Consider the following 24,178-nt stretch of genomic DNA (forward strand, 5'->3'; position numbering starts at 1 on the left):
ACCAGATATTTGCGAACCTAACGAGACCAGTTGGAGACCAAGGATCGGAGGGATGGAGGGGGACAAGGCAGGCCGGCGACCGTCGCCACCCTGCAGTCGTCCGTCCCATACCCTTCCGGTCGTGACGCTTTACAGACAACGTAGCGAACCTCAGGCTGCCTTTCCAAAACAGGATTAGTCATGATCAGGGAATTGATGTCGTCACGCCGCTTTGCGCCGCTGTTCTGGGCGCAATTTTTCTCTGCGCTCAATGACAACGTGCTCAAGAACGCACTCGTCATCATCCTGCTTTACAGCGCCGCGACCGGCCACGGCGATGCGCTGGTCACGGTGGCCGGAGCCGTCTTCATCTTCCCCTATTTCATCCTGTCCGGGCTCGGCGGCCAGCTCGCCGACAAATACGTCAAATCCGTCGTCGCAAGGCGGCTCAAATTCGCCGAGATCTTCGCCGCGTGCTTTGCCGCCGCCGGGTTCTTCCTGCAGTCGGTGCCGCTGCTGTTCGCAGCGCTCGCGCTGTTCGGCACCATCGCCGCCCTGTTCGGCCCCGTGAAATATGCCATGCTGCCGGACCAGCTCGAGCTCGGCGAGCTCGCGACCGGTAACGCGCTGGTCGAAGGCGCGACGTTCATGGCCATCCTGCTCGGCACCGTCGCCGGCGGCCAGTTCGTGGCCGGCTCCGCGCATATGGGCTGGGTCGCATCCGCTGTGGTGGCGCTGGCGCTGTTGTCCTGGGCGTTCGCCGCCCGCATTCCGCAGACAACGCCTTCCGCGCCCGACCTGCCCGTCGATGCCAATCCCTGGACCTCGACGCTGAACCTGCTCAGGACGCTGCACGCCGACCACCGGCTGTGGGACGGCACCGTGATCGTGTCCTGGTTCTGGCTGGTCGGTGCCATCGTGCTGTCGCTGCTGCCGGCGCTGGTCAAGGACGTCATCGGTGGCACCGAGGGCGTGGTGACGCTGTGCCTTACGATCTTCGCGATCGGCATTGCCATCGGCTCGCTGTTCGCCGCCAGCCTGAGCCACGTTCGCCCGAATCTCGCTCTGGTGCCGATCGGCGCCATCATCATGGGCTGCGCGGGCCTCGATCTCGCTTGGGCCATCGGTGTGACCGCCAAGGGCCAGGACATCACCGCGGCCGGCTTCGCCACCTCGTTCGCCGGCCTGCGCATGCTGGCCGATTTCGTCGCCTTCGCCTTCGGCGGCGGCCTGTTCGTCGTTCCGTCCTTTGCCGCCGTGCAGGCCTGGTCGGCGCCGTCCGAGCGCGCCCGCATCATCGCCGCCGGGAACGTGCTGCAGGCTGCCTTCATGGTGGCCGGCTCGCTGTTCGTCGCGTTGCTGCAGGCGGCAGGCCTTCACATCGGCTGGATCTTCTTCGGCCTCGGCGTCGCCAGCTTCGGCGCGGTGTGGTTCGTTCTGACCAAATGGGGCAAGGAAGGCGTGCGCGATGCCGGCGGGCTGCTCTTCCGGGCGCTGTTTCGCACCGAGGTTCGGGGTCTCGAGAACCTGCCGCCTCCCGGCACCCGCATGCTGATCGCACCGAACCATGTCAGCCTGATCGACGGCCCGCTGCTGCACGCCGTGCTGCCGATCGATGCCAGCTTCGCGGTGGATACCGGCATCTCCAAGGCTTGGTGGGCCAAGCCGTTCCTGCGCGCGGTCAAGCACTACACCATGGACCCGAGCAAGCCGCTGGCTGCGCGCGACCTGATCAAGCTCGTCGCCGCGGGCGAGCCGGTCGTGATCTTCCCGGAAGGCCGCATCACCGTCTCCGGCTCGCTGATGAAAGTCTATGACGGCACCGCGATGATCGCGGACAAGGCCGACGCCGTGGTCGTGCCCGTGCGCATCGAGGGCGCGCAACGTTCGCATCTCAGCTATCTCAACAGCAGCCAGGTCAAGCGCTCGTGGTTTCCGCGCGTCACGGTGACCATCCTGCCGCCGATCAAGCTGCCGGTCGACCCGACCCTTAAAGGAAAGACGCGCCGCAATGCCGCCGGCGCCGCGCTCCAGGACGTGATGATCGATGCGATGGTCAAGAACGCCATGCTCGACCACACGCTGTTCGAAGCGCTCGGACATTCCTATCGCGACCGCGACACCGGCAAGGTCATCATCGAGGATGCGCTCGGCACCAAGCTGACCTATCGCAAGCTGATCCTCGGCGCGCAGGTCCTGAGCCGCAAGCTCGAGAGCGGCACCGCCGTCGGCGAGAATGTCGGCGTGCTGCTGCCGAATTCCGCCGGCGTCGCCGTCGTCTTCATGGCGCTGCAGAACATTGGCCGGGTGCCGGCGATGCTCAATTTCTCGGCTGGTCCGGTCAACGTCCTCGCCGCCATGAAGGCCGCGCAGGTCAAGACCGTGCTGACCTCGAAGGCGTTCATAGAGAAAGGCAAGCTCGACAAGCTGATGACGGCGATCTCGGCGGAGGCGCGTGTCGTCTATCTCGAAGACGTCCGTGCCTCGATCGGCGTGGCCGACAAGATCAAGGGCCTTCTCGCCGGCACGACGCCGCGCGTCGCCCGCGAGGCCAACGATCCGGCCGTGGTGCTGTTCACGTCCGGCTCGGAAGGCACGCCCAAGGGCGTGGTGCTGTCCCACCGCAACATCCTCGCCAACGCGGCGCAGGCGCTGGCACGGGTCGATGCCAACGCCAACGACAAGGTGTTCAACGTGCTGCCGGTGTTCCATTCGTTCGGGCTGACCGGCGGAATGATGATGCCGCTGCTCGCAGGCATTCCGATCTACATGTATCCCTCGCCGCTGCACTACCGGATCGTGCCCGAGCTGATCTACCAGACCGGCGCCACGATCCTGTTCGGCACCGATACCTTCCTCACCGGCTATGCCCGCTCGGCGCATGCCTACGACTTCCGCACCCTGCGCCTCGTGATCGCCGGCGCCGAAGCCGTCAAGGACCGGACACGGCAGGTGTTCATGGAGCGCTACGGCATCCGCATCCTCGAAGGCTATGGCGTCACCGAGACCGCGCCGGTGCTGGCGATGAACACGCCGATGGCCAACCGCCCTGGCACCGTTGGCCGCCTGTCGCCGCTGATGGAAAGCAGGCTCGATCCGGTCCCCGGCATCGAGGAAGGCGGCCGCCTCTCGGTGCGCGGACCGAACGTGATGCTCGGATATCTGCGGGCCGAAAATCCCGGCGTGCTCGAAAAGCTCGCCGAAGGCTGGCACGACACGGGCGACATCGTCGCAATCGATGCGGCCGGCTTCATCACCATCAAGGGGCGCGCCAAGCGCTTTGCCAAGATCGCAGGCGAAATGGTTTCGCTGTCGGCCGTCGAGAGCATTGCGGCGACGCTGTGGCCCCAGGCCGCATCGATCGCGGTGTCGATCCCCGACCCGCGCAAGGGCGAGCGCATCGTGCTGCTGACGACTGAGAAGAACGCCGAGCGCAGCGCCATGCAGGGCCAGGCCAAGGCGATCGGCGCGTCCGAGCTGGCGGTGCCGGCGGCGATTATGGTGGTCGACAAGGTGCCGTTGCTCGGCACCGGCAAGACCGACTATGTCACGGCAACGACGATGGCCCGCGAGCAGGCGTCGCCGCCTGAGCGCGAGGTGGCGTAAGGCTGACGACCGTCGCACCGGCGGACGCCCGGTGCGACGGTCCCCTTACCTCAGCAGGAGATACCGGACCGGGTTGTCGTCGCATTGACCCGCGCCGCACTCCAGCACGGTGGACAGCAGATTTGCGGCGACCAGCAACACGAAAATCGCGAACACAGCGTTCGACGCTTGCCCATCCATCGGCGCGTCTCCGTTCCCGTTGCCAGTCGCATCCTTCAGGACAAAGATAAGGGCGACATAGCAGACGACCCCGACCGCAGCGACGAGAGCCCATGTGTGGAAATGCAGTCCGAACAGCGTCGAACCGTAGCCGGGATCGTCAGGCGCGAGATGCAGCGACACCTGCCGCATGGCAATGAAACCGGTGACGAGGCTGGCTATGAGGATCATCGCATAGTGCGACGGACGTTCACCGAGACGCAGGTTGAACAGAAAACCCATGCCGACCGCGATGAACCCGGCCCTTTGCAGCAGGCACAGCGGGCAAGGCAACTCGCCGAGTGCAAGCTGATAGTAGAAAGCGGCAGTCAGAACCGAAGAGATCCCGAGCAGTCCCAGCATATTCAGGATCGCGCCGACCGGTTGTTGTCCGCTCATCTCCGTGGTCCCCATTTCGACGCCGTCAGAAGGAGAATTTCAGCGGATCGGTCGCGTGGTGGAGGAACCATGCGACGGTGACGGCGATCGTCACGGTCCAGAGCGCATAGCCCGCTCCCGCGCGCGCACGCCAGATGCAGACGCAGCCGGCCAGCGCCAGCAGAAAGGGCAGAAACATGTACATGAGCGCGGGCTCCTTGGGCGATTCGCAACCCCTCGTAAACGGCCCAAGGGAATACGTCAGCGCCGCGTGCCTCTCAAGAGCGAGCTTCGCTGCGCCGCTCCTGCGCGTAACGCACCAGCGCAACGAAGCGATAGATGCCGTGCACGAACTTGCCATAGGGCATGGTGATGAACAGCGCGAACACCGCGCCCAGATGCAGCGCCAGCAGCGCCCCCATCGCCGAGGTCTCGCGCAGGAGCAGAAGCGCCATGCCCGTAAGACCGGTCAGGAACAGCATGGCGATGAAGCCGACATCCATGCCGTAGCGAGACTCGTCGAGCAGCGCCGGATCACGCCGCATCCTGGCCACGAACAGGCCGATCGGTCCGACGATGAGACCGACGCCGCCGAGCGAGCCCAGCACCACGGGCAGATCCCACCACGGATACGGCGCCTCGCGCCCGAGCAGGTAGTGATAGAGCGTCGCGACCGACGTTGCGGCAAAGCACAGCAGGAAGCCGTAGAACGTCAGGTGGTGATACAGCTTGCGCCGGTCGGTCGGCTTGTCGTCTTCATTGTAGCAGCCGACGCCGCCGCCATGGAGATAGCGCAGCTCGCCGGCATCGCGGATCGCCTGGAAGATCGAGCCTCCGTCGGCGCGGCCGCCGATCGGTGGACCGATGTCGCGCCAGAACGCGCGCACGCTCAGCACGAGTGCGAGGATCGCATATAGGAACGCGGCGCTGAACAGCGCGGCCATCGCGTTGTGCGGCATCAGTCTGTAGAAGGCGCCGGGGCCAGTGTGAACGCCGAACAGCACGCTCCGGTCATTGAAGGCGACGAAGCCGAGGATGAAGGCAGCCATGCTGAGCGCAGCGACGATGCTGATGACGAGGCCGTTCCGCGCGAACGTGCCTGACAGCGCCCGCGGCCAGGCATAGGCCGCATAGGATTCGGCGCGCGCAATCGCCAGCGTCCTGGGAACGTTGACGTTGAACTCGTGCGGCGGCGAGAACTGGCAATCGACGTAGCAGGCGCCGCAGCCATGGCAGAGATTGGCGAGATAATTGAGGTCGCCGTCCGAGAAGGCGCGGCGCATCTCCATCGCCGGAAACACGGCGCACAGGCCCTCGCAATAGCGACAGGAATTGCAGACCGTCATCAGACGGTCGGCCTCGTCCAGGATCCTAGTTCCGTGCATGTTTCGCCGCTTCCCGTCCTGCGATCCGTCCGAACACGCTGCCGATGGTCATGCCCATGCCGGCGGCATAGCCCTTGCCGAGCACGTTGCCGGCCATGATCTCGCCGGCCGCGAACATGTTGGCCGAGGGCTTGCCGTCAGCCATCAGCATCCGCGCCTCCTTGTTCACCCGCGTGCCGAGATAGGTGAAGGTGATGCCGGGCCGCACCGGATAGGCGAGATAAGGCGGCGTCTCGATCTTGCGCGCCCAGTGCGTCTTGGGTGGCGTGATGCCCTCCGTGACGCAATCATCCAGAATGGTGTGATCGAACGTGCCGGGCCGCACTGCCGCGTTGAATTCGGTGATCGTCTTTTCCAGCGCGACCGGATCGAGCTCCAGCTTGCCGGCGAGCTCTGCGATCGTTTGCCCGGCTATCGGCGGGAACAGGGTCGGCATGAAGCTGGTGACGACGGTGGAATCGAAGATGATGTAGGCGATCTGGTCGGGCTGCGCCGCGACGAGCCGGCCCCAGATGGCGTAGCGCTTGGGCCAGATGTCCTCGCCTTCGTCGTAGAAGCGCTGGGCGTGCTTGTTGACGACGATGCCGAACACGACGGAGTCATGCCGGGTGATGATGCCGCCGTCGAATTTCGGCGCGCGGGCGTCGATCGCGACCGCATGGCACTGGGTGGGATCGCCGACCTCCTGCACGCCCTTGTCGAGCAGCAGCTTCAGGATCGAGCCGCGGTTATAGGGCGTGCCGCGGATCAGGAAATTGTCGGCGGCCTCGCCCCAATATTGCTTGAGCCATTCGATGTTGGCTTCGAACCCGCCGGCCGCGGCAACCAGCGAGGTGGCGCGGATCTCGGTCTCGCCCTTGATCGGCCGCTTGAGGCGCGCGGCCAGAAACATGCCGTCCTCGATTACGAGGTCGATGACTTCGGCGTCGTATTCGACATCGACGCCGAGCCGTTCGGCGGTGAGATACAGCGCATTCAGCATCGCGCGTCCGCCGCCGAGGAAAAATGAATTGGTGCGGCCGAGGCTGAGCGTGCCGCCGAGCGAGGGCTGCCAGCGCACGCCCTGCTCCACGATCCAGTTCAGGATGTCCTTGGACTCCCGGATCATGTGGCGGGCGAGCACCTCGTCGGTCTGCCCGCCGGTGACGCGCAGCAGATCCTCCCAGAACTCCTCCTCGATGTAGGGACCGGTCAGGATCTCGGTCGCGGCGTCATGGGCGCAGCGCATGTTGCGGGTGTGGCGGGTGTTGCCGCCGCGATAGAACTTTGGAGCCCCCTCGAGCACCAGCACCGAGGCGCCGCTGCGGCGCGCCGAGATCGCCGCGCATAATGCCGCGTTGCCGCCGCCGATCACCAGCACATCGTACTTGCTAATCATCATGCCTGCCCGATGGCGTCCGAATTAGAGACATCCTGTCCGTCAGTAGCCTGCCGATCGCGCCAAGTCATTGCGTACGTTTGTATACAAAGATATACATAAGGCAAGCAAGCTGCCTTCTCTGCATGGCACGATGCGTATCGAGGGACCATGGCCAGACGTTCGGCAAAGGCAGACGGATCGATCGCGCGCGGCGCCGGCGTAGCACTGGGTGAAGCCGTTTTCCGGTCGCTTTGCGAGGCGCTGCAGGCCGGCAGCTACCGGGCCGGCGACCGGCTCCGCGAGGAGGAGGTCGCGCAGCGGCTGAAGGTCAGCCGCACGCCGGTTCGCGAAGCGCTGGGGCGTCTCGCCGCGCGCGGCTTTGTCGAGCCCGCCGGCGGCCGCGGGCTGATCGTGCGCAATCTCGACATTTCCGAGGTGCTCGAGCTGTACGTCATGCGCGAGATCATGGAAGGCGCCGCCGCACGCCTCGCCGCCGAGCACGCCTCCAACACGGAGATCGACGCGCTGCACGATATCGAGCAGGCTCTTGTCGACGCCCCGGCGGCGGACGCCGCCGAAATGGCGCGCCTCAATCGCGCCTTCCACGAGGCGATCTGCCGAGCCGCGCGCAACCGCTATCTCGACAACGCCTCGCGCGAATTGCAGGACTGGATCGCTCTGCTCGGCCCGACCACCTTCACAGTGACGGGCCGTCCTTCAACCAGCCACGGCGAGCATGAGGCCATCATCGAGGCCATCGCCGCCCGCGACGGCGACAAGGCCGAACGGCTCGCCCGCGCGCATATCCGCGAAGCACTGCGCTGCCGGCTCAAGCTGCTGCAAAAGCAATAGGCCGCCTATCGCCTTGCCCTGCGCGCGGGACGCAGATCGTTCGCCGCGGCGGACAATGCATTGTCGAGCAGTTCGGTCGGACCGCCCAGCGCGCGCGTCAGGCGGATGGCGGCCTTCAGCAGCAGCGACGTCATCGCTTTGGTATTGTCCGAGGTAAAGCGTGGCTTCGGCCCCGAGAGCGATAAGGCGCCGGCACATTTGCCGTCGGGACCGAACACCGGGCAGGCAAGCCCGGCGCAATCCGGATCACGCTCGCCGAAGGACACCGCGATGCAGCCCTCTCGAATCTCGTCGTATCCCTCGCCTTTCTCACCGTCGAACGCGAGGATGACCCGGCCGGCCGCGCCGCGGTCGAGCGGCAGCAGCATGCCGGCCGCGACCCGGTCGAGCGTCGAGTGCTGGGAATCCACGCGAAAGACGCACAGCCGGCGCTTGGCATCATGCCGCACGTGGTACGAGGGACTCTCGGTGCCATCGGCCACGAGCTGCCGCAGCAGCGGCACCACCCGATCATGCAGATTATTGCTGCGCTGGTAGACCGCCCCGAGCCGGAACGGCGTCGGGCCGAGATGATAGCGACCGTCGGCGAACTGCACGAGATAGCCGAACTCCTGCAGCGACGTCATCAGCCGCAACAGCGTGCTTTTGTACATCTTGGTGCGTCGGGCCAGCTCGGCCAGCGTCATCGGCTCCGTTGCATCCTCGAAGGCCGCCAAAATGCTCAGAGCGCGGTCGACGGCTGCAACGCCGGGCGAGGGCATGAGGTCTCCTACTTGGGAAATCCCGAGGGATCGATGAGCTTTGCGATGACGGGAAAATAGGCGTCCCCCATGCCCTTGTCGATCGTCTCCTGGAAGATCGTCCGCAACAGCGCAGCGCCCCTCAGGTTCAGCCCGGCCTGCGCGCCGAGCTCCAGCGCGTAGGAGAGATCCTTCATGGCATATTCGGTCGAGAAGGCGCGCAGCGGAAATTCCTTGGCGACGATCGCCTTCATGCCGTGATTGCGCAGGGCGAAACTGTCCGCCGATCCCTTGGAGAGCGTCTCCAGCAGCAGCTTCGGCTCGACGCCGCTGTGCTTGGCGATCGCGACGGCCTCAGCCAGCGCATTGACGGTCTCGAACAGCACCATGTTGTTGAGAATCTTCGTCACTTGCCCCGCGCCGGTTCCGCCACAGAGGGTGACATCCGTGGCGAAATGCCGGATCAGCGGCTCGACGGCGGCGAACTGCTGTTCCGTCGCGCCGACCATGACGCTGAGGGTGCCGTCCTGCGCCGCCTGCCGCGTGCGGGCGATCGGCGCATCGATCCAGAGTGCGCCCTTCTCCGCGAGCTGTTCGGCGAAGGAGCGGGTTAGGCCGACGTCGGACGTACCGAGATCGATCACGGTCTGGCCGCGTTTGATTACCGGCAGGATGTCCTCGAATACCGACATCACATGCTTGGCGCTGGGCAGGCACAGGAAGATCGTCTCCGCGCCGGCGGCAATGTCGCCGATCGACGCTGCCGCCGTGGCTCCGTCAGCCACGATCCGCGCCAGCGGCTCCGCGGCAAGGTCGAACGTAAGCACCGGTCGCCCGCTCTTGCGCAACAGGTTGCGGCAGATCGGCTCGCCCATGACGCCAAGACCGATGAATCCAATCGAACCAGACATTCCTTAACTCTCCTCGAAAATCCTGCGATAGGGCGGACACGAGGCCCGCCCTATCGTTCCCGTCACTTCACCAGCGGACAGCCGCCCTCGCCCATCGGCCGGAATACTTCTTCACCCGGCTTGGAGCTGAGGACCCGATAGTAGTCATATTTGTATTTGGACTCCTCCGGCTTCTTCACCTGCACAAGATGCATGGTGTGCAGCACGCGCCCGTCGGGGCGGATGGCGACATCCTTGTTGTACATATCATTGACCTTCAGCTCATGCATCTTGGCGGCAACAGCCGTCGCATCGGTGGTCCCGGCTGCCTTCACCGCAGCGAGATAGTGATGCACGCCGCTATAGACGCCGGCCTGCACCATGCTCGCGACCTTGCCGTCCATCAGAGCGGCGTAGCGCTTCGACCAGGCCCGGGTGTGCTCGTTGAGGTCCCAGTAGAACGAGGTCGTCACCTGCAGGCCCTGGGTGACCTTCAGGCCGAGCGAATTCACGTCCGTGATGAAGACGAGCAGACCGGCGAGCTTCTGGCCACCCTCGACGATGCCGAATTCGCCCGCCTGCTTGATGGCGGTCTGCACGTCCGCGCCCGACGTCGCGAGGCCAACGACGTCGGCCTTCGAGCCCTGCGCCTGTAACAGAAAGGACGCAAAATCAGCGGTGCCGAGCGGATGAGCGGCCGAGCCGATCACCTTGCCGCCGGCGGCCTCGATGAACTTCGTGGCGTCGCGCTGGAGCGCGTGGCCGAAGGCGTAATCGGCCGTCACGAAGTACCAGGTCTTGCCGCCGGCGCGCGTGATCGCGTCGCTGGTCAGCTTCGACAGCGCATAGGTGTCGTAATTGAAATGGAAGCTGACCGGTGAGCAGGCCTTCCCGGTGAAGTCGGACGAGCCCGGACCGGAGATGACGAAGATCTTGTTCTTCTGCTTGGCGACCTCGAGGATGGCAAAGCCGGCCGAGGAGGCCGCGCCGTCGGCGATCATGTCGACGCCCTCATTGTCGAACCATTTTCGCGCAGTGGCCGAGGCGATGTCGGGCTTGTTCTGATGGTCGGCCGAGACAATCTCGATCTTCTTGCCGAGCAGCTCGTTGCCGAAATCCTCCGCTGCCAGCTTTGCGGCTGCGACCGAGCCTCGCCCGCCATTGTCGGCGAACACACCGGACTGGTCGTTGAGAACGCCAATCCTGATGACATTGTCGGCCGCGACCGCGGCACCGGTCTGTGCAGCCAGAACGGCCGCGATCATCCAACGCAACTTCATATATACGCCTCCCGTTTACAACTATTGCTTATCGAGGATGTCTCGCAGCACCGGCGCGATATAGCGGCGGAACTGATCTGGGTTTTCACTCATCGGAAAATGGCCGAGCCGCTCCATCACGGTTGCCTGCGCGCCGGGAATGCCGGCGGCGGTCCGCAGCGTGTCCTGCGTCGTGCAGGAGAAATCGTACTCCCCGGTCAGCAGATAAAGCGGACACTGGTCGACATCGATGCTGGCCGTGCGGCCGCGCAGATCGCCATCGACGCGATAGAAATAGAGATCGCCCTTGAAGATGCCGGGGCCGCCCTGCTTGTAACCCCACAACGTCTCGTCACGTGCAGCCGCGGGGCCACCGGGCGCGATCAGGCCCGAAACCAGCGCGGCGCAGACCTCGCCGCCATGAACGTCCGGCCGGTTCAGCCAGGTCGTGTCGTACCAGGGCTGCTGGAAGTCCGCGGCTTCGAGCCCGATCAGAGCGCGAAACTCGCGGGCATGCTCGATGGCGAGATTGAGCACGATACGGCCGCCGATCGAGCACCCCATCACCACCGGTCGCTCCAGCTTGAGCGCGGCGCAGAACGCGCGAATGGTCGCGGTGTAGCTCGCGGTGGTCAGCCGGTACTCGCTGCCATATTGGCTGTCCGGCGGGTTGGACTTGCCGTGCCAGGGCATATCGAAGGCGATGACGCGGAAATGCTTGGTGAACTCGTCATCGACGAGCAGATGACGCCACTGCCGGGCATCGGAGCCCGCAGTGTGCAGGCAAACCAGGGGAATGCCGCTGCCGTTTTCCTCGAAATAGATCCTGTTGATCTCGCCGTCGATATCGACATGCACGTAGCGCCCCGCGATAGGCTCGATGAAGCCGTTCATGACGCGCCTCCAAAGCCGTGCTGTCTTGGCAGCGCCAGGAGATCCTTGAAGTACTGAAGATGCGCCATGAAGGGGTGCAGATCGCCTTCGAGCGTCGCCTGCCCGCGCTTGGTCAGCGCCAGCAGATCGTGCCAGCCGGCCGGCGGGATCGGCTGCCAATAAGCGGCGAGCGCGGCAGGTGTCGCGCGGTAGGAAAAACGCCAGGAACGCATCAGCACCGGCGCCGGCGCCATCTCCACGATCCGTCCTGCGCGAATGGAAAGGTGAAATGGCTGCGTGCTCGGCCCGAGCAGGCAATCGACATCCAGCCGGCGCCCACGGGCAGTCAGGGCCTCGTCGCGGGCGAGCAGGTCGGGAATCGCCTTGAAGGCCGCGATGACAGCATCGGGTGTGAACGGCACCGGTGAATCGTCGTCTGGACGGTCGCGTTCGGCTTCCATCGTTTCGTCCCTCGTGTTTGTTCTATCTAACAGAACGTTATTCTATTTCCATTCTAGTTCTATACAGGGCTTCCGAGCGAACTCAAGTGTGCAGGGGTTACCTCCAATGCGGGGAGGCGTGGCGCCGGGGAGATGAGCTTGTCCTGCCGCGGGTCGGCTTGATCTCAAGCTTCGAAGGCGCGCGCGAGCAGCCAATAGCTGCCGAGCAGACCGATGACGGTCGACAGCGTGTAAACCAGCCTGGCCGCCCTCACCGGTTCGGACCGATCCTGAGCAATCAATCGATCGGCGAGACGGAGGATCGGCAGCGCCACCGCGACGATCGCGACCTGCCCGATCTCCACGCCGATGTTGAAAGCGGCGAGTGCCGGCACGACGGCGTTCGATGGCAGCCCGATCTCGCGCAGCACGCCGGCGAAGCCGAAGCCGTGGATCAGTCCGAACAGAAAGGCCATGCGCCAGCGCTTGTCGACATCGCGCGAGAAGAAGTTCTCCACGGCCACGAAGACGATCGAGGCCGCGATCGCGGGCTCCACGATGCGGCTGGGGATGACAAGGACATCGAGCGCCGCCAGCGACAAGGTGATCGAATGGGCGATGGTGAAGGCGGTCACGATCTTGACGACAGGAACGAGCCGCCTCGCCCACAGCACCACGGCAATCAGGAAGGCGATGTGATCGTAGCCGAGGAAAATGTGCTCGATGCCGGTGAGGAGATAGCGCTGCATCGTCGACCACAGCGGCGGCGGCGCGGTCGAGAGCGTGACCGTCGTATTGCCGGCGTCGAGCAAGGCCTGCACCTCCGACCTGCCCTGTGCAATCAGCACGACCTGGCGCGCGGCGGGATCCTTCTCGGTCAGCACGGTGGAGCGATAGACGATGTCGCCTGCGGCGTCGGCGCAGACAAAGCCCTGGCGATAAACGATGCCGTCGCCGTCGGCCAGGACCGCTGCAGCTCTGGCCAAGCAGGCCCTGCCACCTCCCGTCACAGCGAGGTGCGTGCCCATATAGGCGAGGATGGCGGTTCCGGCCGCTTCGACCGCGACAGGATCGACCGCGTCCTGTCTCGCATCATGAATCTTCGTACCGATCAGGCGATCGACATCGCTGCCCTTCAATCCGAGCTCGATGCTCACCGTGCGATCAGGGCTGAGCGCCACGCGCGCCGTGACGAGGTTGACCTGATGCGCCTCGGCCGGAAGACCGATGCCGAGCAGAACCGCAAGCCACAGCAGAAGCGGCCACCTCATGGTCTCACCCCGTTGCCGTCACGCCAGCACATCCGCCACGACCGCCTTCAAAACGTCCCGCACATCGGCCGGCCTTAGCCGCACCTGCAATCCGCGCTGGCCGCCATTGAGATAGACGAGATCATGCACGAGCGCGCTCTGCTCGATCACAGCGCCAACCTGCTTGCGCTGACCGAACGGGCTGATGCCGCCGACCTTGTAGCCGGTGACGCGCTCGGCCTCGGGCGGCTTCATCATCTGCGCCGACTTGCCGCCTGCCGCAGCGGCAAGCTTCTTCATCGAGACTTCCTGGTCGGACGGCACGACCACGCACACCGGCTTGTCGTCCACCAACGCCATCAGCGTCTTGAGGACCCGCGCCGGGTCCTCGCCGAGCGAGGCAGCCGCCTGGAGGCCGATGCTCTCGGCGTCGGGATCATAGTCGTAGGTGTGAACGGTGAAGGCAACACCGGCGGCTGTGAGCGTGCGTGTAGCGGGCGTGACTTTGGACATGAGCCACGTTTACCACCATCAGTGCGAGGAGCGAAGCGATGTGGCGCAAGCCCGCACCAGCCAATAGCTGTCGTCGCCCGGCTTGACCGGGCGATCCAGAACTCCGAGGCAGTCGCGATTGAAGCGATGGGCCGGAGCTACTCCGCCGCGTCCCGCATCTCGGCGCGCTCGGCCCTGACTGCGCAGAACTTGAACTCCGGGATCTTGCCGAACGGGTCGAGCGCCGGGTTGGTCAACAGGTTCGCCGCCGCTTCCGCGTAGCAGAACGGCATGAACACCATGTTCTCCGGCACGTCGCGGTCGGAGCGGACCTTGACCTCGACGGCACCACGCCGCGTCTCCAGCCGAATGAAATCGCCGGGTGCGAGGTGCTTCCTGCGCATGTCCTTCGGCGACATGAACGCGACAGCCTCGGGCTCGATCTGGTCGAGCACCTGGGCGCGCCGCGTCATCGAGCCGGTGTGCCAATGCTCCAGCACGCGACCGGTCGAGAGCACCATCGGGTATTCGTCGTCGGGAATCTCGTCCGGGGGGATGACGTGGGCCGGCACGATCTTGCCGCGCCCGCTCGCGGTCGGGAAGCCCGTGGTGAAGATGATCTCGTTGCCCGGCTTGTTAGGATCGTCCGCCGGATAGGTGACGGCACCTTCGCGCACCAGCCGTTCCCAGCTGATGTTCTTGAGTGACGGCATCAGCTCTGCCATCTCGGTATAGACATCTCCGGGACCGCTATAATTCCAGGGCAGGCCCATGCGCTTGCCGATCTCCTGGATGATCCAGAGATCCTGCCGCGCATCGCCAGGCGGCTTGACCACCTGGCGCGCAAGCTGCACGCGGCGGTCGGTGTTGGTGAAGGAGCCGTCCTTCTCCGCGAAGGCCGAGGCCGGCAGGATCACGTCTGCGTGGAACGCGGTCTCGGTGACGAAGAGATCCTGCACCACGAGATGATCGAGCATGGCGAGCGCCTGGCGCGCATGCTGGAGATCGGGATCGGACATCGCGGGATTTTCGCCCTCGATGTACATGCCCTTGATCTCGCCGGCATGGATCGCGTTCATGATCTCGACCACGGTCAGGCCGCGGACAGGATCGAGATCCTGCTGCCAAAGCTTTTCGAAGCTGCCGCGCAGATCGTCACGGCTGACCGGCTGGTAGTCCGGCAGGAACATCGGGATCAGGCCGGCGTCGGAGGCGCCCTGCACGTTGTTCTGGCCGCGCAGCGGATGCAGGCCGGTGCCGGGACGGCCGACCTGTCCGGTGATCAGCGCGAGCGCGATCAGGCAGCGCGCATTGTCGGTCCCGTGGACGTGCTGGCTGATGCCCATGCCCCAGAAGATGATCGAGGATTTTGCGCGGGCATAGGTGCGTGCGACCTCCCGCAAGGTCTGCGCCGGGATGCCGCAGATCGCTTCCATCTTCTCCGGCGTGAACTCCTTGATCTTCTCCTTGAGGTCCTCGAAGCCTTCGGTATAGCCGGCGATGTACTGGTCGTCGGTGAGGCCTTCGGTGATGATCGTGTGGATCATCGCGTTCAGCATGGCGACATCGGAGCCCGGCTTGAACTGCAGATGCTTGGTCGCATGGCGCGACAGCGTCTGCCGGCGCGGATCCATCACGAACAGTTTTGCGCCGTTCTGCTTGACCGCGTTCTTGATGAAGGTCGCGGCAACCGGGTGGTTCACGGTCGGGTTGGCGCCGATCACGATGATGACTTCGGCGTCCATCGCCGCGGCGAACGGTGCCGACACCGCGCCCGAGCTCAGGCCTTCGAACAGCGCCGCCACCGAGGAAGCGTGGCACAGCCGGGTGCAATGGTCGACATTGTTCGAGCCGAAACCGGTGCGAACCAGCTTCTGGAACAGATAGGCCTCTTCGTTCGAGCCCTTGGCGGAGCCGAAGCCCGCCAGCGCCTTCACGCCCTTCTCGTCACGGATCTTGACGAGGCCCTTGGCTGCGATGTCGAGCGCTTCGTCCCAGCTCGCTTCACGGAAATGGGTGAAGGGATTGGCCGGATCGACCTGGTCGTTGGAATCCTTCTTCGCATTCGGCAGCCGAACCAGCGGCTTGGTCAGGCGATGCGGGTGGTGGATGTAGTCGAAGCCGAAGCGGCCCTTGACGCAGAGACGGTTGCGATTGGCGGGGCCGTCGCGGCCCTCCGCATAGATCACCTTCTCGTCCTTGACCTCGTAAGTAACCTGGCAGCCGACGCCGCAGAAGGGGCACAACGAATCCACCTTCTTGTCGGCATAGGTGACACGGGTCTGCTTGTCGTCGAGCATCACGGCCGGCATCAGCGCGCCGGTCGGGCAGGCCTGCACGCATTCGCCGCAGGCGACGCAGGTGGACTCGCCCATGGGATCGTCGAAGTCGAACACGATCTTCGAACCATGATTGCGATAGGCCATGCCGATGACGTCGTTGACCTGGACCTCGCGGCAGGCGCGCACGCAAAGGCCGCACTGGATGCAGGCATCGAGATTGACGCGCATCGCCGGATGGCTGGCATCGGTCGCCCAGCGATCGGCGGCGGGGAAGCGGCTCTCGGTGACGCCTGTGGTCTCGGCCCAGTGCCAGAATTTCGACTCAGGATCGTGCGAGGTCTCTCGCGCCGGCTGGTCGGCGACGAGCAGCTCCATCACCATCTTCTGCGCAGCTGTCGCGCGGGCGCTCTCGGTCTTCACCTTCATGCCGACCGACGGCGTCCGCTTGCAGGATGCGGCGAGCACGCGCTCGCCCTCGATCTCGACCATGCAGGCGCGGCAATTGCCGTCGGGGCGATAGTCGGGCGCAGGCGAATAGCAGAGGTGCGGGATCTCGCGACCCTGGCGTTTTGCGACTTGCCAGATGGTCTCGCCGGCATTGGCCTCGACCTGCTTGCCGTCGAGCTCGAACGTAATCTTGGTCATTCGGCCGCTTCCTTGAACTCGTCAGGAAAATATTTGATCACGGTGGACAGCGGATTCGATGCCGCCTGTCCGAGCCCGCAGATCGAGGCATCGCGCATCGCCTGGCTCAATTCTTCCAGCAGAGCGCGGTTCCAGACCGGCTTCTGCATCAGCAGCGCCGCCTTCTGGGTCCCGACGCGGCACGGTGTGCACTGGCCGCAGCTCTCGTCCTCGAAGAATTTCATCAGGTTCAACGCGGCCGCGCGCACGCTGTCCTTTTGCGACAGGATCACGATCGCGGCCGATCCGATGAAACAGCCGTATTTCTCCAGCGTGCCGAAATCGAGCGGAATGTCGTCCATCGACGCCGGCAGGATTCCGCCGGACGCCCCGCCCGGCAGATACGCGTAGAACTGATGGCCGTCGGCCATGCCGCCGCAATATTCGTCGATCAGCTCGCGGACGGTGATGCCCGCGGGCGCCAGCTTCATGCCGGGGTTCTTGACGCGACCCGAGACCGAGAAGCTGCGCAGGCCATTGCGCTCATGACGGCCATGGCCCTTCCACCAGTCGGCGCCCTTCTCGACGATGTCGCGCACCCACCACAGCGTCTCGATGTTGTTGATCAGCGTCGGCAGGCCGAACAGGCCGACCTGGAACGGATAAGGCGGCTTGTGCCGGGGCAGGCCTCGCTTGCCCTCGATGCTTTCGAGCAGCGAGGATTCCTCGCCGCAGATATAGGCGCCGGCTCCGCGTCGCATGTGCAGCGTCGGACCACCCGGCGGCAGCTTTGCGATCTCGCGCTCCAGGATCTCGCGTGAGGCCGGATATTCGTCGCGCAAATAGATGTAAACGTCGCTGGCCTGCACCACATGCGCGCCGATCAGCATACCCTCGATGAATCGATGCGGGTCGCTTTCGAGATAGACGCGGTCCTTGAACGTGCCGGGCTCGCCCTCGTCGCCGTTGATCGCCATCAGCCGCGGACCGGGTTCGCCCAGCACCGCGCGCCATTTGCGTCCCGTCGGGAAGCCCGCGCCGCCGAGGCCACGCAACGAAGCGTCGTCGAGCCCCTTCAAGAGATCGTCCTTCGACAATGCGCCGGAGCGCACGCGGCCCAGCAGCTTGTAGCCGCCGCCGGCGACATAGGCGTCGTAGCCGACATAGTTGGGCAGATGCGCGTGGGTGTCGCCGGCCTTCGCCGCCGCCATGACATTGGCGACCGTGGCATGGTCGACGAAATTATGCCCGACCTCGGCGGCAGGCGCAGTGTCGCAGCGGCCGACGCAGGGCGCGCGCACGACGCGGATGCCGGGGCCCGACGCGCTCCGCAAATCCTCGAGCAGCTTCTCGCCGCCGAGCATCGCGCAGGTCAGCGAATCGCAGACGCGGATCGTCAGCGGCGCGATGTCGGGCTCGCCTTCCTTCACCACGTCGAAATGGGCGTAGAAGGTCGCAGTCTCGAACACCTCGGCGAAGGCGAGCTTCATCTCGTCGGCGAGCGCGGCCAGATGCGCGGCCGAGATCTGGTGATATTCATCCTGGATCAGGTGGAGATATTCGATCAGCAGATCGCGCCGCCGTGGCTTGTCGCCGAGCAGAAGCTCGATCTCGTGCGCGGCGGTCGGATCAACCTGGCGCCCTTTAGGGGTGGCCTTGGCGCGTCGGCGTCCCTCACCGGGGTGCTCGAACGGGCGGACCTTGTGCACGTCGTCGTGGATCATCGATTCGTCTCGATCTCGTCTTTTAGAACGGCTCAAGTTCTAACTTCTGGCATGCCAGATGCCAAGATAATTCTCGCGTCCGCAAAGCCGGTTAGCGACAGCTAACGGCAAATCCTTAAATCGCTGCTCGGACACGTCCAACGCGCCAACTGGTAGAACGAAGCCTGAATTGATCCGGAGATCAATAAAGGCCTCCCATGCTGCGATAGCGAAATCGCATCGCTCACCGCTCCGGAGCTCCAAGCGGCGGGAAGCGCGCCTTGACGCGCTCCCGCTCGCGAGGAACGCGCGATCAGAAGATCTTGACCGCGCTCTCCAGCGTCTTCCAGACACCCCAGGCCAGGGGAACGCCGACGAAGGCCCAGAACAGCCCCGCCTTGGCGTCGAGACCGCCGAAGCCGATACCGTAGGAACCATGCGGCCCCGCGGCTGCGGCGGTGGCACTCGCCGCCTGCAACTTGGCGACGTCGGCGTCCTTCATGTGCCATTTCGAATCGACCGGCTTGATCAGGTAGTTGCAGATCAGGCCCGCGATCAGCATCGCGCACAGGATGTACATGGTGGTGTTGTAGAGCTGATCGCGCGGCACGCCGGCCGCGAGCTGGAACTCGCGGATGTAGTTCACCACGACGGGTCCGATGATGCCCGCGGTCGACCATGCCGTCAGCAGCCGGCCGTGGATGGCCCCGACGAACTGGGTGCCGAACATGTCGGCGAGATAGGCCGGCACGGTGGCGAAGCCGCCGCCATACATCGACAGGATGATGCCGAAGCCGACCACGAACAGCAGCTTCGAGCCCATCGCCGCGAAGGTCGGCGCCAGCGCATAGAGCACGATGCCGAGGATGAAGAACGTATAGTAGGTGTTCTTGCGCCCGATCTTGTCGGACAGCGAGGCCCAGAAGAAGCGGCCGCCGATATTGAACAACGACAGCAATCCGGCGAAGCCCGCGGCGATCGCCGCGATCTGCGCCTTCTGCCCGGCATCGAGCGCGTTGAAGCCGACCTCCGGCAGACCGATCAACTTGCCGCCGAAGATCTCCTGGAGCATGGGCGAGGCCATGCCGATCACGCCGATGCCGGCCGACACGTTCAGGCACAGCACCCACCAGATCAGCCAGAACTGCGGCGTCTTGTGCGCATCGTTGAGATGGACGTTGCTCTTCGAGATCATCGCGTCGGCCTTGGACGGCGGGGTCCAGCCCTCGGGCTGCCAGCCGGGCGGCGGCAAGCGATAGCGGAATGCGCCGATCATCATGAACACGAAGTAGATGACGCCCATCGCGACGAAGGTCTCCCAGACGCCGACCGAGCTCGGGCTCTTGAAGTAGTTCATGAGGAGGTTCGCTAGGGGCGCGCCGATCATGGCGCCGCCGCCGAAGCCCATGATGGCCATGCCGGTCGCCATGCCGCGGCGATCGGGGAACCATTTGACGAGCGTCGACACCGGGGAGATGTAGCCGAGGCCGAGACCGATGCCGCCGATCACGCCCGAACCCAGCCATAACAGCCAGAGCTGATGGGTGTAGATTCCGATCGCTCCGAGGAAGAGACCGCCGCACCAGCACAGCGCCGAGACGAAGCCCGCCTTGCGCGGGCCCACGCGCTCCAGCCAGCCGCCCCAGACCGCAGCCGCGATACCGAGCAGCACGAAGAACAGGGTGTACATCCATCCCATGCTGGCGACCTTCCAGTCGCAGCTGGTCGTGAACAGCTCCTGCCACAGCGACATGTCCGGGCAGGCCTTTGGCGCGCTGATGCCGATCGCGCGCGACAGCGGCAGCCAGAACACCGAGAAGCCGTAGGCCATGCCGATGCACAGATGGATGCACAGCGCCGCCGGCGGCACCAGCCAGCGATTGAAGCCGGCCGTCGCGATCGTGCGTTCACGATCGAGAAAGCCGGAAGCACCAACTGGTGCAAGAACGGTATCAGCAGTCGTCATAAGCATTACCTCCCAAGCGCGGCCTTGCCGGCACATCGGTTTGAGACCTGTCGTGCGTGCTTGGCAGCCGCGCATGACCGGTCGGACTTCATTCATGCCGAAGTGGAATCGTGTGGTGCGCATCCCGTCGTGTGCGCCATTGCAAGCAGCTGATCGCGAGCGATGTCCCTTCACCTCGCGAGCAGCGTTGCAGTGACGGCTATCGCGCCCTCATCCCCCCTCAACACCCTGTCTTGAAGAGAGCAACGCGCGTGCCAGATGCCGCATCCTGATGAATCAACGACTTCCCGCGGCGCAATGCGCCGCTTGGGACAAAATGTCCTGAAATCCCCGGACAAAATGTCCAGTCAGGTCGCCTCGGGCAGCCACACCGTGAACGTACTTCCGGAGCCGACCCGGCTTTCGGCCGTGATCTGCCCGCCCTGGCGCTTGACCAGCGTCTGGCTGATCGAGAGCCCCAGCCCGGTGCCTTGCCGCTGCTTCGTCGTGTAAAAGGGATCGAAGATCTTTTCGATCACCTCACTGCTCATGCCGATGCCGGTGTCGGTGACCTCGATGGCAACGCCTTGATTGCCGTCGCGCTCGGCATCGAAGGACTGCAGCGTCAGGGTTCCGCCATCCGGCATCGCGTGAATCGCGTTGACGACGAGATTGACCAGCACCTGCTGCAGCTCGTTGCGGTTCATCAGCACCAGCCGGCTGGCGCGGTCGTCCCTGACGACGGCGATCTCGGTCTTGTTCAGGAGATGCTGCACCAGCGGCAGGCAGTCCGAGATGACGCTCGCGGGGGCGTGGCGCTCGACATAGCCGGCATATTCCTCCGGCCTTGCGAACTGCAACAGCTTGGTCACGATCTGGCTGATGCGGTGGATCTGCTCATCGAGCAGGCGGAACTCGACCTTCGCCTTGTCCGCATCGGTCCCGAACACGCTGCGGATGACGTCGAGATTGCCCTGCATCACCGCGATCGGATTGTTGATCTCGTGCGCGACGCCGGCGGTGATCTCGCCGATCGCAGCCAGCTTCTCCGACATGACGAGCTGCTTGGTGGTTGCCTCGAGCTTGAGATTGGCATGCTCGAGGTCCCTTGTGCGCTCCCGCACCCGGACGTTCAGTTCCTCGTTCCATTCCCTGAGCTGTCGGTCGCGTTCCTGGATCTGGTCGAGCAGGCTGTCGAGGTGGACCGCGACGCGGCCGATCTCGTCACCCGATCCCGGCATCTTCGTCCGGGCGGAGAGGTTGCCCCGCTCCACCTCGGTGATGGTCGCCGTGACGCGCTCCAGCGGCATGAAGATGGAGCTGGCCCAGCGCAGGAAGATCGGCACGGTCGCTGCCGTGATCGCGACGAACGCCGCGATGATGATCACCAGCGTCTGGTATTTGGCTTCGCTGAAAGGCTTTTCCAGAAAGCCGACATAGAGCATGCCGACGCGCTTGCCATAGCTGTCGACCAGCGGCTCGTAGGCGGAGATGTACCAGTCATTGACCACGAAGGCGCTGTCGAGCCAGGTGCGCCCCTCGCCCAGCACCGCCGAGCGCACCGCCGCCGACACCCGCGTGCCGAGCGCGCGCCGTCCCTCGAACAGGCGTACGTTGGTCGAGATCCGCACGTCCTCCAGGAACAGCGTCGCGGTGCCCTGGCTGCCCTCCGGCAGGCTCGCCGCGCGATAGACGAGGTCGTTGATCGTATCGATGAATTCGAGATTCTGGTTGAGCAGCGTGCCGCCGACCAACGCTGCGGCGCCACCGTCAGGCAGCATCGCCCGGCTGGCCGCATGCACGACCATGCCGCGCGTCTCGGTGCTGCGATCGGTCGGCACCGCATTCGGAGTCGACACGAGGTCGAGCCGTGCGCGCTCGGCCAGCATCGGCGAGATCGCGGCGAGCTCGTCATTGCCGAAAATGTCGATGCCCGTCGAGGGCACCTCACCCGACAGCGCCGAGGTGATGATCGGCCAGTCATTTCTCGGTTGACGCTGCAACGGCGGCGATGAGGCCAGGATGTCGCCGCGGCCGTTGGTCAAATACAGGAAATCGAGACCGAATTCCTTGCGGGCCTCGTCGAGCAAATCGCGCAGGGACCCGCGCGCGTCCGGCGCCAGCACCTCATGAAAGCGCGCCGACAGGCTGAGCGCCCGGATCTGGACGCCGGTCTTTTCGAGGATGCGGGCGAGATATTGGTGGGCGATGGTCAGATCGCCGTTCACCTTGGAGATCAGGGTCGCGTCGAACTTTGCGTTCCAGCGATAGATCGCAACCCCGAGCAGGAGCGGCAGGATGACCAGCATCGGCAGCAGCGCGATTGCGAGCAGCCGGAAGCGGACGGAGCGTCCCCGGACGGGTTTACCCCTGCGGTCCGGCGCATCAGACATCCCACAACGCGCATTTGCGGTCGATGGTCTTGCGCGAGACACCGAGGCGACGCGCCGCCTCCTCGCGATTGCCATTGACTTCCTTCAGCACGCCGAGAATGTGACGGCGCTCGAGCTCGGCGAGACTGTCGGCGGGCGCGGACTGGCCGTCGTCGCGGGGACCGGCGAAATCGTCGGGGAAGGCACCGAGGATCAGCGTGCGTTCGATCAGGTTGCGCAGCTCGCGCACATTGCCCGGCCAGTCATAGCTGGCGAGCGCCGCCCGCACCGAGGCGTCGATTGGAACCGGTGGCATGCCGAGCTGAACCGACAGCTTGGTCATGAAGATGGTGGCAAGCTCCTGTACGTCGTCGCCGCGATCCTTCAGGAGCGGCAGGCGGATCTGCATCACGTTGAGGCGGTAGAACAGGTCGGCCCGGAAACGGCCCTTCTCGACCTCTTTCTGAAGCTCGGCATTGGTTGCGAAGATGAAACGCAGGTCGACCGGAACTTCGCGCTCGGAGCCGACGGGACGGACGCGGCGGTCTTCGAGCACGCGGAGCAGCTTGCTCTGCATCGGCAGCGGCAGCTCCCCGATCTCGTCGAGGAACAGTGTGCCGCCATGCGCATACAGGAACAGGCCTTCGCGCCCCGAATCGGCGCCGGTAAAGGCGCCCTTGATGTGTCCGAACAGCTCGGCCTCGATCATCTCGGGCGGGATCGCCGCGCAATTCACGGGCACGAAAGGCTTGTCGGCCCGGTCGGACAGCGAGTGGATCGAGCGCGCGGCCACCTCCTTGCCGGTGCCGGATTCGCCGGTGAGGAGAATCGAGGTCGGCAGGCCCGCGACGCGCGCGATGGTCTCACGCACGCGCAGCGTCGCCGCCGACCGTCCGATCAGATTGTCGCGCAGAAAAGTGCGGTCGGACGAGGCGCGCAAGGCATAGCGCAGGACATAGTTCTCGCGCTGGAGGCGGACGCGGTCGAGGCACCGTGCCACCGCGTTGAGGATCTGGTTGGAGCGGAACGGCTTGAGCACGAAATCGGCCGCGCCGGCGCGCAGGGCCTGGATCGCGGTGTCGAGGTCGGCATAGGCGGTGATCAGGATGGCGTCGGCGAAAAAGCCGACGGCGCGCTGCTCGGCGAGCCAATCGACGCCATTCTTGCCGGGCATGATATTGTCGAGAATGACGACGTCGTAGCGGTTGGAATCGAGCTTGCGCGAGGCCTGGTCGGTGTCGGCCGCCTCGTCCACCAGCTTGCAGCGGGGCGCAAGCGTGCGCACCAGGAAATTGCGCATGCCCGGCTCGTCGTCGACGATCAGGATGGAGGCCTGCGCCAGCGCGCTGAACTCGGGACCTGCGGCCGTCTTACCGGGCTTGACGGCAGGCTCGCGGCCCGCCGCGGAACCTGCGGCTGCGCTTGCTTTCGATGTTGAGAAAGTCATGCCCGACGTCTTGGGGTTTGAGAGATCATCCAGCGCAAGAACGGCGCCCTTCGCATTGCAGCGAAGCTCCTGCCGTTTCCACCGTGGAAGCAGCATAGTCAAC

The 24,178-nt window shown here is 64.8% G+C and carries 18 protein-coding genes; 2 read left to right on the forward strand and 16 right to left on the reverse strand.

Annotated features, from left to right (window positions below):
* Positions 1-180 precede the first annotated feature (180 nt).
* Positions 181-3,585, forward strand: coding sequence for an acyl-[ACP]--phospholipid O-acyltransferase (locus ACFDR6_RS34595; RefSeq protein WP_375861087.1), 3,405 nt, complete (start codon positions 181-183; stop codon positions 3,583-3,585).
* Positions 3,586-3,630: 45 nt separating this feature from the next.
* Here the strand turns inward: ACFDR6_RS34595 and ACFDR6_RS34600 are convergent, their stop codons facing one another.
* The 4 genes from ACFDR6_RS34600 to tcuA all read right to left on the reverse strand — a co-directional run bounded on the left by ACFDR6_RS34600 (position 3,631) and on the right by tcuA (position 6,924).
* Positions 3,631-4,197, reverse strand: coding sequence for a disulfide bond formation protein B (locus ACFDR6_RS34600; RefSeq protein ID WP_375861088.1), 567 nt, complete (start codon positions 4,195-4,197; stop codon positions 3,631-3,633).
* Between the two features lie 10 nt (positions 4,198-4,207).
* Positions 4,208-4,366: a DUF5993 family protein gene (locus tag ACFDR6_RS34605; RefSeq protein WP_212092678.1), complete on the reverse strand. Its 159-nt coding sequence runs from the start codon at positions 4,364-4,366 to the stop codon at positions 4,208-4,210.
* Between the two features lie 73 nt (positions 4,367-4,439).
* Positions 4,440-5,546, reverse strand: coding sequence for a tricarballylate utilization 4Fe-4S protein TcuB (gene tcuB / locus ACFDR6_RS34610; RefSeq protein ID WP_375861089.1), 1,107 nt, complete (start codon positions 5,544-5,546; stop codon positions 4,440-4,442).
* The gene (tcuA, locus tag ACFDR6_RS34615) at positions 5,533-6,924 is read right to left on the reverse strand and encodes an FAD-dependent tricarballylate dehydrogenase TcuA (RefSeq protein WP_375861179.1); all 1,392 of its coding nucleotides are present in this window, start codon (positions 6,922-6,924) and stop codon (positions 5,533-5,535) included. The genes tcuB and tcuA overlap by 14 nt, the downstream gene beginning before the upstream one ends.
* Positions 6,925-7,074: 150 nt before the next feature.
* On the opposite strand from tcuA, the gene ACFDR6_RS34620 reads away from it, so the two are divergent.
* Entirely contained in the window at positions 7,075-7,758 is a 684-nt protein-coding gene (locus tag ACFDR6_RS34620) for a GntR family transcriptional regulator (RefSeq protein WP_375861090.1), read from the forward strand.
* 5 nt (positions 7,759-7,763) lie between these two features.
* Here the strand turns inward: ACFDR6_RS34620 and ACFDR6_RS34625 are convergent, their stop codons facing one another.
* From ACFDR6_RS34625 to ACFDR6_RS34680, 12 genes are all read right to left on the reverse strand, one after another.
* A complete protein-coding gene (locus ACFDR6_RS34625; RefSeq protein ID WP_375861091.1) occupies positions 7,764-8,519 on the reverse strand; it encodes an IclR family transcriptional regulator in 756 nt (251 codons plus the stop codon).
* An 8-nt stretch (positions 8,520-8,527) separates the two neighbouring features.
* Entirely contained in the window at positions 8,528-9,409 is an 882-nt protein-coding gene (locus ACFDR6_RS34630; RefSeq protein ID WP_375861092.1) for an NAD(P)-dependent oxidoreductase, read from the reverse strand.
* 62 nt (positions 9,410-9,471) lie between these two features.
* Positions 9,472-10,668 carry an ABC transporter substrate-binding protein gene (locus ACFDR6_RS34635; protein ID WP_375861093.1) on the reverse strand — a complete coding sequence of 399 codons (1,197 nt, stop codon included), beginning with the start codon at positions 10,666-10,668 and terminating at the stop codon, positions 9,472-9,474.
* A 21-nt stretch (positions 10,669-10,689) separates the two neighbouring features.
* Positions 10,690-11,541 (reverse strand): alpha/beta fold hydrolase, encoded by an 852-nt coding sequence (locus ACFDR6_RS34640; RefSeq protein ID WP_375861094.1) that lies wholly within the window; start codon positions 11,539-11,541, stop codon positions 10,690-10,692.
* Positions 11,538-11,981, reverse strand: a complete 444-nt coding sequence (locus tag ACFDR6_RS34645; protein ID WP_375861095.1) for a hypothetical protein — start codon at positions 11,979-11,981, stop codon at positions 11,538-11,540. The genes ACFDR6_RS34640 and ACFDR6_RS34645 overlap by 4 nt, the downstream gene beginning before the upstream one ends.
* A 164-nt stretch (positions 11,982-12,145) precedes the next feature.
* Positions 12,146-13,231, reverse strand: a complete 1,086-nt coding sequence (locus ACFDR6_RS34650) for a HupE/UreJ family protein (protein WP_375861096.1) — start codon at positions 13,229-13,231, stop codon at positions 12,146-12,148.
* 18 nt (positions 13,232-13,249) lie between these two features.
* The gene (gene ybaK / locus ACFDR6_RS34655) at positions 13,250-13,723 is read right to left on the reverse strand and encodes a Cys-tRNA(Pro) deacylase (protein ID WP_375861097.1); all 474 of its coding nucleotides are present in this window, start codon (positions 13,721-13,723) and stop codon (positions 13,250-13,252) included.
* Positions 13,724-13,860: 137 nt separating this feature from the next.
* Positions 13,861-16,629, reverse strand: a complete 2,769-nt coding sequence (fdhF, locus tag ACFDR6_RS34660) for a formate dehydrogenase subunit alpha (protein WP_375861098.1) — start codon at positions 16,627-16,629, stop codon at positions 13,861-13,863.
* Complete coding sequence (locus ACFDR6_RS34665; RefSeq protein ID WP_375861099.1) at positions 16,626-18,332, reverse strand: NADH-ubiquinone oxidoreductase-F iron-sulfur binding region domain-containing protein; 1,707 nt, start codon at positions 18,330-18,332, stop codon at positions 16,626-16,628. Before ACFDR6_RS34665 ends, fdhF begins: the two co-directional genes overlap by 4 nt.
* 292 nt (positions 18,333-18,624) lie before the next feature.
* A complete protein-coding gene (locus ACFDR6_RS34670) occupies positions 18,625-20,277 on the reverse strand; it encodes an OFA family MFS transporter (RefSeq protein ID WP_375861100.1) in 1,653 nt (550 codons plus the stop codon).
* Between the two features lie 347 nt (positions 20,278-20,624).
* Positions 20,625-22,649: a sensor histidine kinase gene (locus ACFDR6_RS34675; protein WP_375861101.1), complete on the reverse strand. Its 2,025-nt coding sequence runs from the start codon at positions 22,647-22,649 to the stop codon at positions 20,625-20,627.
* Positions 22,642-24,075 (reverse strand): sigma-54-dependent transcriptional regulator, encoded by a 1,434-nt coding sequence (locus ACFDR6_RS34680; protein WP_212092693.1) that lies wholly within the window; start codon positions 24,073-24,075, stop codon positions 22,642-22,644. The genes ACFDR6_RS34675 and ACFDR6_RS34680 overlap by 8 nt, the downstream gene beginning before the upstream one ends.
* Positions 24,076-24,178 lie beyond the last annotated feature (103 nt).

Source organism: Bradyrhizobium tunisiense, assembly GCF_042263385.1.
GTDB classification, from domain to species: domain Bacteria; phylum Pseudomonadota; class Alphaproteobacteria; order Rhizobiales; family Xanthobacteraceae; genus Bradyrhizobium; species Bradyrhizobium tunisiense.

What these genes read in the sequence shown, in the direction of transcription:
- ACFDR6_RS34670 (WP_375861100.1), bottom strand. Translation starts at nt 20,277, where the DNA reads ATGACGACTGCTGATACCGTTCTTGCACCAGTTGGTGCTTCCGGCTTT.
- ACFDR6_RS34640 (WP_375861094.1), bottom strand. Translation starts at nt 11,541, where the DNA reads ATGAACGGCTTCATCGAGCCTATCGCGGGGCGCTACGTGCATGTCGAT.
- fdhF (WP_375861098.1), bottom strand. Translation starts at nt 16,629, where the DNA reads ATGACCAAGATTACGTTCGAGCTCGACGGCAAGCAGGTCGAGGCCAAT.
- tcuB (WP_375861089.1), bottom strand. Translation starts at nt 5,546, where the DNA reads ATGCACGGAACTAGGATCCTGGACGAGGCCGACCGTCTGATGACGGTC.
- ACFDR6_RS34635 (WP_375861093.1), bottom strand. Translation starts at nt 10,668, where the DNA reads ATGAAGTTGCGTTGGATGATCGCGGCCGTTCTGGCTGCACAGACCGGT.
- ACFDR6_RS34680 (WP_212092693.1), bottom strand. Translation starts at nt 24,075, where the DNA reads ATGACTTTCTCAACATCGAAAGCAAGCGCAGCCGCAGGTTCCGCGGCG.
- ACFDR6_RS34605 (WP_212092678.1), bottom strand. Translation starts at nt 4,366, where the DNA reads ATGTACATGTTTCTGCCCTTTCTGCTGGCGCTGGCCGGCTGCGTCTGC.
- ACFDR6_RS34625 (WP_375861091.1), bottom strand. Translation starts at nt 8,519, where the DNA reads ATGCCCTCGCCCGGCGTTGCAGCCGTCGACCGCGCTCTGAGCATTTTG.
- ACFDR6_RS34650 (WP_375861096.1), bottom strand. Translation starts at nt 13,231, where the DNA reads ATGAGGTGGCCGCTTCTGCTGTGGCTTGCGGTTCTGCTCGGCATCGGT.
- ybaK (WP_375861097.1), bottom strand. Translation starts at nt 13,723, where the DNA reads ATGTCCAAAGTCACGCCCGCTACACGCACGCTCACAGCCGCCGGTGTT.
- ACFDR6_RS34595 (WP_375861087.1), top strand. Translation starts at nt 181, where the DNA reads ATGATCAGGGAATTGATGTCGTCACGCCGCTTTGCGCCGCTGTTCTGG.
- ACFDR6_RS34630 (WP_375861092.1), bottom strand. Translation starts at nt 9,409, where the DNA reads ATGTCTGGTTCGATTGGATTCATCGGTCTTGGCGTCATGGGCGAGCCG.
- ACFDR6_RS34665 (WP_375861099.1), bottom strand. Translation starts at nt 18,332, where the DNA reads ATGATCCACGACGACGTGCACAAGGTCCGCCCGTTCGAGCACCCCGGT.
- ACFDR6_RS34620 (WP_375861090.1), top strand. Translation starts at nt 7,075, where the DNA reads ATGGCCAGACGTTCGGCAAAGGCAGACGGATCGATCGCGCGCGGCGCC.
- ACFDR6_RS34600 (WP_375861088.1), bottom strand. Translation starts at nt 4,197, where the DNA reads ATGGGGACCACGGAGATGAGCGGACAACAACCGGTCGGCGCGATCCTG.
- ACFDR6_RS34675 (WP_375861101.1), bottom strand. Translation starts at nt 22,649, where the DNA reads ATGTCTGATGCGCCGGACCGCAGGGGTAAACCCGTCCGGGGACGCTCC.
- ACFDR6_RS34645 (WP_375861095.1), bottom strand. Translation starts at nt 11,981, where the DNA reads ATGGAAGCCGAACGCGACCGTCCAGACGACGATTCACCGGTGCCGTTC.
- tcuA (WP_375861179.1), bottom strand. Translation starts at nt 6,924, where the DNA reads ATGATTAGCAAGTACGATGTGCTGGTGATCGGCGGCGGCAACGCGGCA.